The 14,877-nt window shown below is 62.5% G+C and carries 13 protein-coding genes; 8 read left to right on the plus strand and 5 right to left on the minus strand.

Annotated elements, in window-relative coordinates; all coding sequences use genetic code 11:
• The first annotated feature begins 91 nt into the window (after positions 1 to 91).
• The 4 genes from P0648_RS19430 (at position 92) to P0648_RS19445 (ending at position 4,780) form a co-directional block, all read left to right on the plus strand.
• A complete protein-coding gene (locus P0648_RS19430; protein WP_276248842.1) occupies positions 92 to 1,240 on the plus strand; it encodes an ABC transporter ATP-binding protein in 1,149 nt (382 codons plus the stop codon).
• A 2-nt stretch (positions 1,241 to 1,242) separates the two neighbouring features.
• Positions 1,243 to 2,436: an ABC transporter ATP-binding protein gene (locus P0648_RS19435; RefSeq protein ID WP_276248843.1), complete on the plus strand. Its 1,194-nt coding sequence runs from the start codon at positions 1,243 to 1,245 to the stop codon at positions 2,434 to 2,436.
• Between the two features lie 69 nt (positions 2,437 to 2,505).
• On the plus strand, positions 2,506 to 3,741 hold the full coding sequence (locus P0648_RS19440; protein WP_276248844.1) for a Zn-dependent hydrolase: 1,236 nt from the start codon (positions 2,506 to 2,508) through the stop codon (positions 3,739 to 3,741).
• Between the two features lies 1 nt (position 3,742).
• Positions 3,743 to 4,780 carry an LLM class flavin-dependent oxidoreductase gene (locus tag P0648_RS19445; RefSeq protein WP_276248845.1) on the plus strand — a complete coding sequence of 346 codons (1,038 nt, stop codon included), beginning with the start codon at positions 3,743 to 3,745 and terminating at the stop codon, positions 4,778 to 4,780.
• A gap of 6 nt (positions 4,781 to 4,786) precedes the next feature.
• On the opposite strand, the gene P0648_RS19450 is transcribed toward P0648_RS19445, so the two are convergent.
• Positions 4,787 to 5,413 (minus strand): isochorismatase family protein, encoded by a 627-nt coding sequence (locus P0648_RS19450; RefSeq protein ID WP_276248846.1) that lies wholly within the window; start codon positions 5,411 to 5,413, stop codon positions 4,787 to 4,789.
• 81 nt (positions 5,414 to 5,494) lie between these two features.
• Between P0648_RS19450 and P0648_RS19455 the strand changes: the two genes are divergently transcribed.
• Positions 5,495 to 6,250, plus strand: coding sequence for an SDR family NAD(P)-dependent oxidoreductase (locus P0648_RS19455; protein WP_276275001.1), 756 nt, complete (start codon positions 5,495 to 5,497; stop codon positions 6,248 to 6,250).
• Between the two features lie 96 nt (positions 6,251 to 6,346).
• The gene (locus P0648_RS19460) at positions 6,347 to 7,192 is read left to right on the plus strand and encodes an ABC transporter permease (RefSeq protein WP_276248848.1); all 846 of its coding nucleotides are present in this window, start codon (positions 6,347 to 6,349) and stop codon (positions 7,190 to 7,192) included.
• A 17-nt stretch (positions 7,193 to 7,209) separates the two neighbouring features.
• Here the strand turns inward: P0648_RS19460 and P0648_RS19465 are convergent, their stop codons facing one another.
• The gene (locus tag P0648_RS19465; protein ID WP_276248849.1) at positions 7,210 to 7,626 is read right to left on the minus strand and encodes a DUF3830 family protein; all 417 of its coding nucleotides are present in this window, start codon (positions 7,624 to 7,626) and stop codon (positions 7,210 to 7,212) included.
• Positions 7,627 to 7,630: 4 nt separating this feature from the next.
• Positions 7,631 to 8,398: an SDR family NAD(P)-dependent oxidoreductase gene (locus P0648_RS19470; protein WP_276248850.1), complete on the minus strand. Its 768-nt coding sequence runs from the start codon at positions 8,396 to 8,398 to the stop codon at positions 7,631 to 7,633.
• Between the two features lie 190 nt (positions 8,399 to 8,588).
• Between P0648_RS19470 and P0648_RS19475 the strand changes: the two genes are divergently transcribed.
• On the plus strand, positions 8,589 to 9,980 hold the full coding sequence (locus P0648_RS19475; protein ID WP_276248851.1) for a substrate-binding domain-containing protein: 1,392 nt from the start codon (positions 8,589 to 8,591) through the stop codon (positions 9,978 to 9,980).
• A 71-nt stretch (positions 9,981 to 10,051) separates the two neighbouring features.
• Entirely contained in the window at positions 10,052 to 10,963 is a 912-nt protein-coding gene (locus tag P0648_RS19480; protein WP_276248852.1) for an ABC transporter permease, read from the plus strand.
• A gap of 45 nt (positions 10,964 to 11,008) precedes the next feature.
• Here the strand turns inward: P0648_RS19480 and P0648_RS19485 are convergent, their stop codons facing one another.
• Positions 11,009 to 13,072, minus strand: coding sequence for a hydantoinase/oxoprolinase family protein (locus P0648_RS19485; RefSeq protein ID WP_276248853.1), 2,064 nt, complete (start codon positions 13,070 to 13,072; stop codon positions 11,009 to 11,011).
• Positions 13,072 to 14,838 (minus strand): hydantoinase B/oxoprolinase family protein, encoded by a 1,767-nt coding sequence (locus tag P0648_RS19490; protein ID WP_276248854.1) that lies wholly within the window; start codon positions 14,836 to 14,838, stop codon positions 13,072 to 13,074. Before P0648_RS19490 ends, P0648_RS19485 begins: the two co-directional genes overlap by 1 nt.
• Between the last annotated feature and the right edge of the window lie 39 nt (positions 14,839 to 14,877).

A 14,877-nucleotide genomic window follows, 5' to 3' on the forward strand; every position in this document is an offset into this window, starting at 1 on the left:
TTAATTTCCCCACACAAGATTCGGAAGATACGCGAAACGTGTCGGATTACTGTCCCAAAACATTAAAGTCGCTCTTGGCGATTCACCATTCATGAGTGCAATTAGCAAAGGCGAGGATATCATCTCGATATCCGCCCTCGAAAAGTCCTTTGCGAACGAACAGGTGCTCCGGGGCATCGATTTTGGAGTGAAATCAGGCGAATTCTGCGTCGTCGTCGGGCCGAGCGGGAGCGGCAAATCGACGCTGCTCAAGGCTATCGCGGGCGTCGTTCCGTACGACGGCGGGACGATTCACCTCGCCGGAGAGAACGTAGACGACATCGCCATCGAAGACCGTAATCTCGGCTACGTCTTCCAGGACTTCGAGGAGCGATTGTTCCCCCACATGAGCGTCGCAGAGAACGTCGCCTTCGGCCTCCGACAGTCGGACGACTCCTACACCGAAGCAGAAATCCAGGAGAAGATAGACGAGGTGCTCGACCTCCTCGCCATCAGCGAGACACGCGCGAACAAACCATCGGAACTCTCCGGCGGGCAACAACAGCGGGTCGAACTCGCCCGGCAACTCGTCCGCGAGTGCGACGTGATGCTTCTCGATGACCCACTCGCCGACCTCGACTACAAACTCCAAAAGCGCATGGAACTCGAAATGCGCCGCATCCACGATTCGATGGGGAGTACGTTCGTCTACGTCACGCACAACCAGGACCAGGCGCTCAAACTCGCCGACAAACTCGTCGTGATGAACCACGGCATGATAGAGCAAGTCGGAACGCCCGACGAGGTGTATCGGAATCCCGCAACTGCGTTCGTTGGCCGCTTCATCGGCGACTCGAACCCGCTGCTCGGCAGCGTCGTCGAGACGCGAGACGACCACGTCGTCGTCGAAACCCCACAGGGGACGGTGGTAAGCGAGTCTCGCAACGGCCCCGTGGACACCGGAACCGAGGTCATGGTGCTCATTCGGCCCGAAGACATCACCATCGGCGAGGGCGCTACTGCCCGGGAGAACTCTTTCCCCGCGACCGTCGTCGGTCGGACCTACACGGGCGAGGAGACGGAGTTCAGCGTCTCTATCGGTCCCGACACGGAGGAGTTCCAGGTCGTCATCACCGGCAACGTGCCGAGTGACACCGTCGGCGAGCGGACGACGATTGGCTGGGACGCCACCGATAGCATCGCATACGCCACGCTCAGCGTGGTCGATACCGTCACCGTCGACGACCTGATGGAGGTATAATCGTGTCAGAAACCAATCTCACAGACCACGCGGAAGGCGGACAGCAAGCCCAAGACCCAACCGACGTGCTTCGCGTCGAAAATCTCACCAAGATTTACCCCGACGGCACGCTCGCCGTAGACGACATCTCCTTTAGCATCAAGGAAGGGGACTTCTGCGTCGTCATCGGGCCGTCCGGGTGCGGGAAATCGACGACGCTCCACTCGCTGGTCGGGAAGATTAAACCGACCGAGGGTCGGGTCATCCTCGATGGCAAGGACATCACGAACAAGCCGACCTACCAGCGAGACATCGGCCTCGTGTTCCAGGACTTCCAGTTATTCCCCCACCTGACCGTCGCGGAGAACGTCACCTACGGGCCAAAGCGGATGAAACTCCCGGAGGCGACCATCGACGAGCGACTGGAGAACGTCCTCGAAATGATGCAACTGCACGAACTGCGCGACCGCCAGCCGCGTGAACTGTCTGCGGGACAGAAACAGCGCGTCGCCCTCGCTCGCAGCCTCGTGCTCGAACCGAAACTGCTGTTGCTCGACGAACCGCTCGGCGACATGGACTACAAACTCCAAAAGCGCATGGAGCGGGAGTTACTGCGCATCCACCGCGAACTCGACACCACGTTCGTCTACGTCACCCACGACCAGACGCAGGCGATGCGCCTCGCAGACCAGATTATCGTCATGAACGGCGGGAAAATCGAGCACTCGGGGCCGGTCGACGAGGTGTACAACCGCCCCAACACCGCGTTCGTCGCGGCGTTCGTCGGCGACTCGAACCTGTTCGACGGCGAACTCGTCGGCCTCTCGGCGGACGAAACCCGTGCCACCATCAAGACGGCGCTGGGCGAGTTTGCCGTGAGTACTGAAAATCTCGACTCCGAACCGAGCAGCCTCGTCGGCAAGCGGGTTCCCTTCGCGGTTCGTCCCCAGTACGTCCGGCTCGATTCGACGGCCGAGAACACACTCGACTGCGAGGTTCAAGACGTACTTTACCAGTCCGGGTCTGGGACGCAGATGATTCTTCACGCGACCACCGAGTCAGGGACGAGCGAGGAGATTCAACTCAAATCCGACGACCGTCTCACGGTCGATGGCGACCGGGTCACCGTCGGGTGGGACGCGGGGGACACCATCATCCTAGAGCGGACGAGCGTCCTCCCGGACGTCGACCTCGAAACGGACATCCTCGGCAAGTAACCACCTTTTTCGCTCCGGATTTCGCCCTGCCACGCAAATACTTATCTTGCGCTTCCGAGATTGGATAGTATGCCAGTACAACTGGACCGAGACCGGTTTGTTGCGACGATGAAAGAGCAAGCCCAGATCGGGGGCACAGATGGCGGGGGACTCCATCGACTCGCCCTGTCCGACGAGGACAAGGAGATTCGCGACTGGTTCGCCACGCAGATGGAGGCGGCAGGACTGGAAACGCGCGTCGACGAGTTCGGGAACATGTTCGGACGCCGCGCGGGGACCGACCCGGACGCAAAGCCGGTGCTGGTCGGGTCGCACCTCGACTCCCAGCCCTACGGCGGCATCTACGACGGGGCGCTCGGCGTCATCGGCGCGCTCGAACTGATTCGTACGCTCAACGACCAGGACGTAGAGACGGCGCACCCAATCGAAATCGTGAACTGGACCAACGAGGAGGGTTCGCGTTTTCAGCCCGCGATGCAGGGCAGCGGCGTCTGGGCGGGCGCACACCCGATAGAAGAAGAGTACGCGAAGACAGACGCGAACGGTGCGGTGTTCGAGGCGGAACTCGAACGCATCGGCTACCGGGGCGACCTGCCCGCAGAACCCCCCGAGGAGTACGAGGCGTACCTCGAACTTCACGTCGAACAGGGACCGTATCTTGAGGAAAACGAGAAGGACGTCGGCGTGGTCACGGGCATCGTTGGCTTCACCTGGGGGGCCATCACCTTCCACGGCGACGCAGACCACTCCGGCCCGACGCCGATGCACTACCGCAAGGACGCGCTCGTCGCGGCGGCGGACGTCATCACGGCGGTCCGTCGGATTCCGGCCACGCTCGGGGAACGGACCGTCGGGACAGTCGGCTACGTGGACGTAAAGCCGAACTCTATCAACATCATCCCCGACGAGGTAACCATCACCTGGGGATTCAGAGACGCAGACGACGACGTGGTGGAGGAAGCCTACCAGCGCGTCCTCCAGGAGGCAGAGTGGGCTGCAGAGCGCGAGGGCGTCGAGTGGGAGTGGCACGAGCGAATGCGCGCGCCGAGCGTCACCTTCGCAGATCAGTGTGTAAACGCGGTTCAGCAGGCCGCAGACGACCTCGAACTCGACAGCATGCGCATCTTCAGCGGTGCGGGCCACGACGCGACCCACATGCACAGCGTCTGTGACACCGGGATGGTGTTCGCCGTGAGCGAGAACGGTAAGAGCCACAACGAAAGCGAGTACACGAGCTGGGACGACTGCTATTCGGCCGCCTCGACGCTCGCGAATGCGGCTGTCAACATCGCGGAGGAGCGCTAACATGGCAGACCCAACCTTCGACCGGCTGGCCATCTGGAACTGGGAGCGCCCGGACATCCGTGAGGAAATTCGGTACGCAAAATACGCAGAAGACAACGGTTTCGACACCGTCTGGCAGGGCGAGTCTCGCCTCGTCCGCGACGCGATGACGGTGATGGGTGCGTACACCCAGGTGACGGACACCATCAAGTTCGCCCCGGGCGTGACCAACTGCTACACCCGGAACGTCGCGCTCATGGCACAGACGTTCTCGACGCTCCACGAACTCTCCGGTGGCCGAGCCATGCTCGGCATCGGCGCGTGGTGGGACCCACTCGCGAGCAAGGTGGGCATCGACCGCAAGAACCCGCTTCGCTACATGTGGGAGTACTGCACCGTCCTGCGCAAACTTCTCGACTTAGAAAACGTCACCTACGACGGGCAGTTCATCGACGTCGACGACATCGAACTCGACCTCGTGCGGGCAAACGCAGAGCCACGGACCGTCCCCATCTACATCGGCGCGACGGGCCTCACGATGAACAAGATGTCCGGCGAACTCACCGGTCTCGGCGTCGTCGACGGCGTGTTCATGAACTACTTGATTCCGCCGTCCCACAACGAGCAGGCGATGGAGGCGCTCCAGAAGGGCGTCGAAAAACAGGGCGGGAGCATCGACGACGTTGACCGCCCGCAACTCATCGCCGTCTCGATGGACGAAGACCGCGACGTGGCCATCGACAACGCTCGGGGCCTCGTCACCCAGTACATCGGCCAGCAACCCCACATCCGCAAGGCCTGTGGCATCGACCCCGAAATCGGCGCGCAGGTCGAACAGGAACTCGGCGGCTGGCCCGCCGACGCCGCAGACATCGAACGGGCGAGCAGGCTGGTCTCTGACGAAGTGGTCACGAACATCGTCGCCGCCGGGACGCCCGATGACTGCGTCGCTAAGGTTCAGGAGTACTGCGACGCTGGCTGTACGGAACCCGCGCTCTACTCGCTCGGGCCGAACGTCGAGGAGGTCATCGACACGTTCGCCCCGTTCAAAGCAGACTGACCCTCCTCAGCGACCTTTTTCGAGGTATTCGACGACTTCTTCGACCGGCCGGACGTCCGCGTACTTCGCGTTCATGTCGAACAGGTTCGCGTCGTGTGGGGCCGCAGACCGGTCGCCGACGGCTTCTGCGGGCACGATGGTGCGATAGCCGTGGGCGCAGGCATCGACCACGGAGGCTCTGATGCACCCACTGGTCGTACACCCCGTCACGATGAGCGTATCGACGCCCCACGCGACGAGCATCGAGTTGAGTTCCGTCTCGTGGAAGCCACTCGCCTGTCGCTTGTCGAGGACGTGGTCGTCGTCGGCGACGGCCAGTCGCTCGTCCAGCTCGACCCATTCGCTGCCCGCCGCGAGCGTGTCGAGTCGCGGAATCTTCTCCTGCCAGATGCCCATGTCCGCACAGGTCGGGTGACTGCTCACGATTCGGGTGTGGACCACCGGGACATCCGCCGCGTGGGCCGCCCCGAGAATGGCGTTCGTCCGGTCGAGAACGCCCGAGAGGTCGCCACCGAGGGGATTCTCTGGGTCGGTGAATCCTTTCTGTAAATCGACCACCAGCACCGCCGGGCGCTCGCCGTAGCCCACGCTGTTGTCCATGCTCGCTCGTTCGTACACGGCTTCCTTCGACATGTGCCACTAGTTAGCGTCGGTCGTGATAATTGTTCAGGCGGCGCAGCGAACACTTTTGCTGTGCCCGTGAGAGTAGTGCGCATGGATCGTTTAGCAGACAGGACAGCGCTCGTGACCGGGGCGAGCGCGGGTATCGGACGTGGAATCGCGGTTGGACTGGCCGAAGCGGGCGCGTCGGTCGCGGTCAACCACCCACCTGGAGAGGGGGAGGAACGCAAGGCGCAGGAAGTGGTCGAGGAAATCGAGGATGCCGGCGGCGTCGCAATCGCACTCGAGGGGGACGTGAGCGACGAGGAGAGCGTCACGTCGATGGTCGAGCGGTTCGAGTCGCGCTTCGGCCCCGCAGACGTCCTCGTGAACAACGCGGGCATCGTCACTCAGTCGCCGCTCGTGGAGATGTCGTCAGAGATGTGGGACGACGTGATGGCCGTGGACCTCCGGGGCGTGTTCCTCGTCACGCGGTACGTCCTTCCCGGGATGCTCGACGCCGGCCACGGCCGCGTCATCAACGTCGCCTCTCAGCTCGGCTTCAAGGGCGCGCCGGAACTCGTCCACTACTCGGCGGCGAAAGGCGGCGTCATCGGGTTCACGCGGGCCCTCGCTCGTGAGGTCGCGCCGACGGTCACGGTCAACGCAATCGCTCCCGGCCCAATCGAGACGGACCTGCTCGCGGACATCTCCGAGGAGTGGCGCGCGGCGAAGGAGGCGGAACTGCCGATGGGCCGCCTCGGTACGGTGGACGACGTGGTTCCGACCGCCGTCTTCCTCGCGTCCGACGACAGCAGCTACTACACGGGCCAGACGCTCAGCCCCGACGGCGGAGACGCGATGCACTGAGCGGTTGCGCCCGACTCGAAACGTTCCAGTCACGTATCACGAATCTCGCGACTCCTCCTGAGAATTTATATAGCTGCACGAGAACTGGTGTGGTAGATGGCAACACAAAGCGCTCGGCCGGGCGAGCAGCGCAATCAGTCCACGCTCGTTTCGCTCGGGGAACGAATCAGTATCAAGCACGTCCTCATGGTGTACACCGCGCTCATCGCGATATACATCTACCTCCCGATACTTTCCGTCATCGGGTTCTCGTTTAACTCGGGTGGACTCACCTTCCCCTTCCTCGAGTTTACGACCGACTGGTACGGCGAACTGCTCGCGACCGAATCGATGGTGTCCGCGGTTTACCGGTCGCTCCAGTTGGCCATCGTGGTCATGATAATCACCACGATTCTGGCGACGGCTGCGGCGCTCGCCTACCGCTACGACTTCTGGGGCCAACGCGGCGTGCTGTTCCTGTTCATCCTCGGTATCATCACCCCGGGTATCACCTACGGCGTCGGCGCGACGCTGTTCCTGAACGAACTGCTCGGGCTCGAAAAGGGGCTCTGGCTCGCGACACCGGTGCACGTCGTGTGGACGCTCCCGTTCGCGCTCATCGTGCTGCTCGCCGGCTTCCCGCCGAACCTCGCCGAAAACGAGGAAGCCGCCCGCGTCATGGGCGCAGACAAGGTCACCGTGTTCCGGAAGATTATCCTCCCTCAAATCGCCCCGACGGTGCTCGGCGCGGCGGTGTTCGCGTTCACCCTCTCGTACAACGAAGCGACCCGCAGCCTGTTGCTCCTCGGTGGGAGCAACACGATGCCCCTCGAAGTGTTCTCCATCGCCTCTGCGACGCGGGCGACGCCCGTGTTGTTCGCGCTGGGGAGCGTGACCACCATCGCCTCGACCATCCTGCTCGCCTTCGCCGGGCTATTGGTGTTCTACGGGCGAACCAAGTAACGCCAAAAAGGGGCCGCCTATTTTATCCGAACCGTGATGTCCTGTGCGCCGTCTTTCAGTAGCGAGACTTCGAGCGCCGCCAGTTCCTCACGGGTCGCGTCGAGGATGGCGACGTGGTTGCCCGCGAGTTCGCCCGCGGGGCTCTTGAAGCAGGTCGGCCCGCAAGCGATGAGAATCTCCTTTTCGTTCCGGTAGCCCGGGTACAATAACACGTCGCCCCGTGAAGGGTAGACGGTGTGATTCTCCCGTGGAATGTCGGGGAGGTCAACGTCGTCGATGTTGACCCAGCCCGCATAGCCGCTCCAGCGGACGTGTTGAATCTCGGATTCGAGCGGGAGGAAGTCCCGCATCGCCGCGATGGATTCTGGGGCTTCGTCTTCGAGGAGCGTTCCGGTGTACGTCTTGTCGCCGACGACGAATTCGATTTTACTCATGCTATCACCTCGCCGTCCAGCCGCCGTCGACGCTCAGAACGGTTCCCGTTACGAAGTCGCTCTCGTCGCTCGCGAGAAACAGCGCGGCGTTGGCGACGTCCTGTGGCTTGCCAAATCGCGGCCACGGCGTGGCCCGCTGCCAGTCTTCGAGGAGTTCGGGGTCGGTCTCGCGCCACTCGGCGTTCTGGGCGGTCTCGATGATGCCCGGCGCGAGGGCGTTTACGTTGATTTCTGCCGCGGCATAGTCCAGTGCCATCTGTCGAGTAAGGTTCGAGACGGCTCCCTTCGAGGCGCAGTACGCCCCGCTGCCTTTCCCGCCGACCAGCCCGTAGATCGAAGAGAGGTTGATTATCTTCGCGTGGTCGCTCTTTTCGAGTTCGGGGAGCGCCGCCTTACAGCAGAGAAACAGTCCCCGAAGGTTCACGTCGAGGATTTCGTCCCACTCTTCGAATGGCGTCTCGCCGACGGCGTACTGGTAGTAGATGCCCGCGTTGTTCACGAGGACGTCGAGGCCGCCGAACGCATCGACGGCCACGTCAACCGCCGCCTGCACCTGGGCTGGGTCCGTCACGTCCGTTTCGACGAACGAGTATTCGGCCCCGGAGTCGTCTAACTGGTCGAAGACGGAGCGTTCGTCGTCGAGTTTCGGTTCTTTTCGAACGTCCGCGACGACCACTTTCGCCCCCTCACGCCCGAACGTGGCGGCGATGGAGTTACCGATTCCTGAGCTTGCACCCGTTACGAGTGCGACTCTGTCTGCTAGCCGTGACATACCAACCCATTCATCCCGACTGGAATAGCGTTATCGGCGCGAGACCTCCGGCTGACCAGTATCACGGCGGCTGGCAGATGCGTCGAGACGGTGACAAAATAAGTCAGAAATCCGAAAAAACGTTTGGTGCAAGCCAATCTCAGTGTATATATGTGAATCTATAAGTACTCAGGCTGACCACTCACAAACAATGCCAAGTGGTATCAATAGGCGCAACTTCATGGTTCGCGCTGGCGCAGTCTCAGGAGCACTCGCACTCGCCGGGTGCACTGGTGGCACTGGCGGCGATGGAAATGGCGACGGCAACGGCGGTGGCGGCGGCGGCGGTTCCACCGACGACGGCTCTCGCCCACTCAAGTGGATGGGACCGGCCTGGGCCGTGCGGGACGGGCAGGCACAGAAATATACGGAGATGACGGGCATCGACGTCGAAACGACGACGGCGGACATCCCCACCACCCAGCAGAAACTGCTGAGCGGTGACCGGGCCAACTTCGACGCCTTTTCCATCGACTCGTCGGGTGCCGGCGCACTCACGAAGGACAACGACGCGAGTCTGTCCGTTCCGAAGGACGCCCTCGACAAATGGGACGAAGAGAAGATTACGGAACTGTTCACGAACCCCGGAGAGCGCGTTAGCTATCTTGGCGCACAGACCGACACGATGCTCGACGAACTGTGGGCTGACGACGAGAAGACCGAACTCCGCTTCCCGCCGCACGTGTACAACTTCGACGCGATCGGGCTCAACCCGAAATTCGTCGACGAGAGTTCCGTCTCGAAGTGGAGCGCGCTGTTCGACGAACAGTACAAGGGGAAGGTCGCGATGGGCGCGACCTCTGCCATCAGCATCCCCGAGGCGCTGATGCACCTCATGGACAACGACATGATCGAGGGCGAGGTGGGCGACCTGAACAACCCATCCGAGGACCAACTCGACGCGGCCGTGGACTTCCTCATCAAGCAAAAGCAGTCCGGCCAGTTCCGCTCTACGTGGGTGGCGTACGGTAACTCCGTGAACCTCATGTCCAGTGAGGAAGCCATCATCGGCGACATCTGGCAGCCAGCCTGTCTGGACGTTCGCCGCGCCGGGACGCCGTGTACCTACGCGACGATGGAAGACGGTATCCAGGGCTACCGCTACTGGTTCGGTGGTATCGCACCGCTCAACCCCGGTGCGTCCGACCGCAACAACGTAGACGAGGTCCACCAGCTCATCAACGACGTCCACTACGGCGCGTGGTTCCCCGGCTTCATCCAGGGATGGGGCTACTCCGTGCCCCACTACCCGAACAAGGAACTCGTCCGCGACGGCTCCGACGACTCCGGGGAGGGCATGGGTCCAGAGTACTACGACTGGGCATACGAAGGTAAGGCGACCTACCAGTCCGTGGACGAACCCGGCCTGTTCGACCCACAGCAGTACGAGTGGTCGATGGAGGAGGGCTCGCCCGCCTCGGACGGACAGGTTCGTAACAGTGGTCCCGTGGAAGAACGCATCGACCGGATTGGCTTCTTCCAGATCTGGCCGAGCAACGCAGACTACATGTTAGAACGCTGGAAGGAGTTCACGAGCGCGTAGAGCGCACGACGACCCTTTCGTTTTCACGACCAACCGAAACCTACATTCATGATAAGCGTTATCGTCAACCAATGAGTTCGGAAACATCAGACACAGTTGTCAGCCAGGAGCAAAGCCTCCCCCAGCGGATTCGGCACAATGGCATCGGCGAAATCCAGTTGCTGGTCGGGCCGACCATTCTCTGGTTTGCGCTGTTCTTGCTCGCACCGCTCGTGGTCATCCTCTACTACAGCTTCCTCACCTACACGAGCTTCAACGTCGAGTTCACGTTCACGCTCGCGGCGTGGGAGGCTGTGTTCCAGCCCACGATTTACAGCGTGTTCGCGAGTTCGCTCCTCATCGGCGTCGTGGTCACGGTGCTCACGCTCGTCGTCGGCTACCCGCTCGCCTACTACATGCGGTTCTACATGAGCCAGAACGGCGGCATATTGCTGTTGCTGTTCCTCGTCATCCCGTTCTGGACCTCTGCGGTCATCCGCACCATCGGCTGGTACCCGATTCTCGGCCGGACTGGCGTCGTGAACAAACTCCTCATCTCGTGGGGCCTCATCGACGCACCGCTTGGGTTCCTGCTGTTCTCGCCGTTCTCACAGACGGTGGGCTACATCGCAGCGTTCGTCGTGTTCATGGCCTCGCCAATCTACATCTCGCTGGCGCAAATCGACGAGGACCTGCTCGACGCCTCGGAAACGCTGCGTGGCAACCCGCTCGACACGTTCCGCCACGTCACGCTGCCGCTTTCGATGCCGGGCGTCATCATCGGCGTCATCTTCGTGTTCGTCCTCTCCATCGGTGACTTCACCGTGCCCCAGTTCCTCTCGGGCGGGACGGGAACGATTACGACGCTCATCTACCTCTCGGTGAACAACGGGCTCAACTACCCCGACGCAGCGGCGCTCTCTATCACGCTGCTCATCATCATCTTCAGTATCGTCTACCTGCTCACGCGCTACGTGGACATCACGGACATCGCGCAAAACTGAGCTGCTTTCTTTTTCGAAAAAATGCTCGCCCGTCGAGCGACCGCTTTAGTCTGCCTTCGTCAGTTCGTAGACTCCGGACTCGTCGAGTCGTGCGGTCCACGCAGGATTTACCACGATGGTCGTGGTCGGTTCCTCGATGATGGCCGGCCCCTCGACGCTCGCGTTCACGGGGATTCGCTCGCCGTCGTAGACGGGCACCGAACTTGCGGCCGTCTCTTCCTCGAACAGCGCCTCGCGAGTTCCTTCCTGTGCCGCCGCGAGGTCGGTCCCCTCGGGCATATCGCCGGTGATGTCCGGGGGAGTGACCCGACCGTGGGCGACGCTCTCGATGTTGATGAGGTCGACCGGCGTTTCGGGTTCGGCGTAGGTGTAGAGTTCCTCGTGGCGACGGTCGAAGGCGTCGCGGAGCGTGGCGAGCCACTCGTCGGTTATCTCCTCGGCCGGCATCGACACCTCACACTCCTTGATCTGATTCTGATAGCGCATCTCGAAGACGCGCTCTAAGCGAATGTCTTCTTCGTCGATACCCTCTGCGAGCAACTGGTCGGTCGCATCGGCTTCGAGGGCGGCGAACTGCGCCTCAAGGTCTGCGGCGTCGATGTCCCCGATAGCCGAGGGATACGACGCGAGGTGGTTGTGCCGGTAGTTCGAGACGACCTCACCGTAGGCACAGAGCACGCTCGCCGTCTTCGGAACGAGCACGCGCCGGATGCCGAGTTCGTCCGCGAGCCCAGTCGCGTGGGCGGGGCCGGCCCCGCCGCCACACACCATCGTGAAGTCACGCGGGTCGTGACCCTTCTCGATGCTCACCTGCCGGATGCCGGCGACCATGCGCTTGTTCACGATTTCGAGGATGCCCGCGGCGGCCGTCTCCACGTCCAACTGCGAATCTGCGGCGATGTTCGTCTCGATGGCGCGGCGCGACGCCTCGGCGTCGATTTGCATGCGTCCGCCGAGCAGTTCCTCCTGGTTGAGGTAGCCGAGGACGACCAGTGCGTCCGTGACGGTCGGTTTCGTCCCGCCGCGGTCGTAGCAGGCCGGGCCGGGTTCTGCGCCGGCGCTTTCGGGGCCGACTTCGAGGACGCCGCGGTTCAACGCAGCGATGGACCCGCCACCCGCGCCGATGGTCTCGACTTGCAACATGGGCAAACCCATGCGATAGCGCATGAGGTCGAAGTCCTTGCGAATCTCCGTCGCGCCGTCTTTCGTGAGGCTCACGTCGAAACTCGTCCCGCCCATGTCGATGGTAATGACGTCGCTGGAGCCAAACTGCTGGCCGAGGTGGAGTCCTGCTGCCGGCCCGCCCGCTGGCCCGGAGTTGATGGCGTAGGCCGGGCGCTCGCGGAGCAGTTCGCTGCTGGCGATGCCGCCGTTGGCCTGGATGTAGCGAATCTGCCCGGTAAAGCCGTTCTCCTCCAGGTAGTCGTCCACGCGGGCGACGTACTGGTCGAGCGTCGGCTTCACGTAGGCGTTCACGACGGTGGTGCTCGTCCGGGTGTACTCGCGAATCTGCGGGAGTACGTCCACGGAGACGGAGGTGTAGACGTCTGGCAGTTCTGCTTCCAGAATCTCTCGGACTCGCTCCTCGTGGGCCGGGTTCTCGAACGACCAGACGAGCGAGACGGCGACGGCGTCTACGTCTTCCTCGCGGAAGCGTTCGACGGCGGCGTACACGTCCTCCTCGTTCAGCGGTTCGTGTTCTTCGCCACCCGAGAGGATGCGCCCGCGGACGGGCATCCGGAGGTGGCGGGGGACGAGCATCTCCGCCATCGGGTAGGAGGCGTCGTAGCGGTGGCCGTCCTCCTTGTGGCCGAGCCGGATTTCGAGGGAGTCCTCGTGGCCCGCCGTGCAGATGAGGCCCGTCTTCGCGCCGGTGTGTTCGATGAGCGCGTTCGTGGCGACGGTCGTCCCGTGGATGATGATGTTGATAGATTCGAGCAGGCCGGAGACGCTGGTGTCGTGGTCCGCGGCGATGAGTTCGAGGCCATCGACTACCGCCTGCGAGGGGTCGTCTGGGGTCGAGGGCGTCTTGTAGACGTTCAGCGTGCCGTCGCCCGCGAGGACGAAGTCGGTGAACGTTCCGCCGCTGTCGATGCCGAGTCGGTACATCAGTTCGCCCCTCCGTTGGCCGCGGCTTCGCGGCGCTGTGTCGTCTGTGTCACGTCCACGGTTCCGTCTTCGTTCACCACGACACCGTACTCCGTCGTCGCCCCTTCTGCGGTGACGATGCCGTTTTTGAGGTCTGCTTCGACCAGTTCGATTGGGCGGGTCATCGGGTCACCGACGCCGCCGCCCCCGGGGTTGTAGTTCCGCGCCCGCTCGCCGGGGGCCACCTCGATGATGGTGTTCTCGCGGTACTCGGTCACGGTTCCGTCCGCCGTCTCGTGTTCGACGCGACCGAGTTTCGGTTCGGTGAGCGTGTTGTACGACCCGAGCGCGTTCGGCGTCTCGTTCTTGCGCCCTTCGCCCCACATGATGACCTGCATCTGGTGGTCACGCGGTTCGACCTCCCAGATCGTGCCACAGCCGCCGCGGTGGTGGCCCGCTCCGCCGCTGTCGGGGCGCAGCGCGTACTGGTGGAGGATGAACGGGTACATGTGCTCCATGATTTCGACGTCGCCACTCGACAGCGCGCCGAAGCAACAAAGCGGCCCGCGCGAGTGCCAGCCGTCGTCGTCGTTCGAGGCACCGGCACCACTGATGATGGAGGCGAGCACCATGGTCGTATAGGCGGCCCCGGTGTCGGGTTTCGTTCCGGCGATGTTCACACCACTCGTGTGACCCCAGGACGCGACAGCGCGTTCTGGAACCGCGTGTTCGAGCGCCGTCCGAACCGCGTCCGTAATCGTCTCGCTCGGCGTCGTCGTGCAGTTTACGTGCGGGGCCGGTGACGTCGCGTTCGTCATCGTGCCGGGTTCGCCCACGTCCGCCGAGATGGGTCGGTAGAGCCCCTCGTTGTACGGCGGGTCGAGTTGCATGAACATCATGAACCCGAGGTAGATACCGCTTACCGAGTTTGCCTCGTAGGAGTTGATGTAGTAGGGCAACTGCTCGGGGGATTCGAGTTCGACGTGTGCCTCGTCGCCGTCGATGGTCACGTGGGCCGTGATGTCGATTTCCCCGAGGCCGTGGCCGGAATCTTCGAGCGGCACCGTCCCGGTATACGTGCCGTCTGGAATCGTCTCGATTTCCTCGCGCATCTGTTCTTCTGCACGGTCTAACAATTGGTCGAAGCAGGCGTTTACGGTGTCCGCACCGTAGCGTTCGACGAGTTGGACGAGGTGTCGCTCACCAATCTGAACCGCGCCGAGTTGGGCGTTCAGGTCGCCCTTCCAGTCCTCGGCTGAACGAACGTTCGCGAGCAACAGGTCGCGCACGTCGGTTCTGAGTTCGCCAGCCTCCCAGAGTTTGATGGGTGGGATGCGAAGGCCTTCCGCGTAAATTTCGGTCGCCTCGGGGTTGTAACCGCTCGGGACGGGGCCGCCGATGTCGGTCACGTGACCCTTCGAGACGGTCCAGTACATGAGTTCGTCGTCGACGAACACCGGCTTGTACATACAGCAGTCGAGGATGTGACTGCCCTTGTGCGCCGGGTCGTTGTGGTACATCACGTCGCCGGGTTCGACGTCGTCTTTGAACCGTTCGATGATGGCCTTGGTCGCCGGCATCAAACTGCCGAGGTGAATCGGGATGTCCTGGCCCTGGATGAGCATCTGGCCCTCAGCGTCGAACAGCGCGTTCGAGTAATCCCGGGCGATGTTGAGCACACTCGACCGGGCGGTGTGCATCATCGTCGTCGTCATCTCCCGTTGCGCCGTCTCGAGTGCCCCCTGGACAACCGAGAGGGTAATCGGGTCTATCTCTCTTCGTGTCACAGTTACTGACTCGCATACCACCTAAATAGGTGTAGCGGA

Source organism: Haladaptatus sp. DYSN1, from assembly GCF_029489995.1.
In the GTDB taxonomy this organism is placed as follows: Archaea; Halobacteriota; Halobacteria; order Halobacteriales; family Halococcaceae; genus QDMS2.

Excerpts from the sequence above, each read along its gene's own strand:
- P0648_RS19430 (WP_276248842.1), top strand. The coding sequence starts at position 92 with ATGAGTGCAATTAGCAAAGGCGAGGATATCATCTCGATATCCGCCCTC.
- P0648_RS19440 (WP_276248844.1), top strand. The coding sequence starts at position 2,506 with ATGCCAGTACAACTGGACCGAGACCGGTTTGTTGCGACGATGAAAGAG.
- P0648_RS19445 (WP_276248845.1), top strand. The coding sequence starts at position 3,743 with ATGGCAGACCCAACCTTCGACCGGCTGGCCATCTGGAACTGGGAGCGC.
- P0648_RS19450 (WP_276248846.1), bottom strand. The coding sequence starts at position 5,413 with ATGTCGAAGGAAGCCGTGTACGAACGAGCGAGCATGGACAACAGCGTG.
- P0648_RS19455 (WP_276275001.1), top strand. The coding sequence starts at position 5,495 with ATGGATCGTTTAGCAGACAGGACAGCGCTCGTGACCGGGGCGAGCGCG.
- P0648_RS19460 (WP_276248848.1), top strand. The coding sequence starts at position 6,347 with ATGGCAACACAAAGCGCTCGGCCGGGCGAGCAGCGCAATCAGTCCACG.
- P0648_RS19465 (WP_276248849.1), bottom strand. The coding sequence starts at position 7,626 with ATGAGTAAAATCGAATTCGTCGTCGGCGACAAGACGTACACCGGAACG.
- P0648_RS19470 (WP_276248850.1), bottom strand. The coding sequence starts at position 8,398 with ATGTCACGGCTAGCAGACAGAGTCGCACTCGTAACGGGTGCAAGCTCA.
- P0648_RS19475 (WP_276248851.1), top strand. The coding sequence starts at position 8,589 with ATGCCAAGTGGTATCAATAGGCGCAACTTCATGGTTCGCGCTGGCGCA.
- P0648_RS19480 (WP_276248852.1), top strand. The coding sequence starts at position 10,052 with ATGAGTTCGGAAACATCAGACACAGTTGTCAGCCAGGAGCAAAGCCTC.
- P0648_RS19485 (WP_276248853.1), bottom strand. The coding sequence starts at position 13,072 with ATGTACCGACTCGGCATCGACAGCGGCGGAACGTTCACCGACTTCGTC.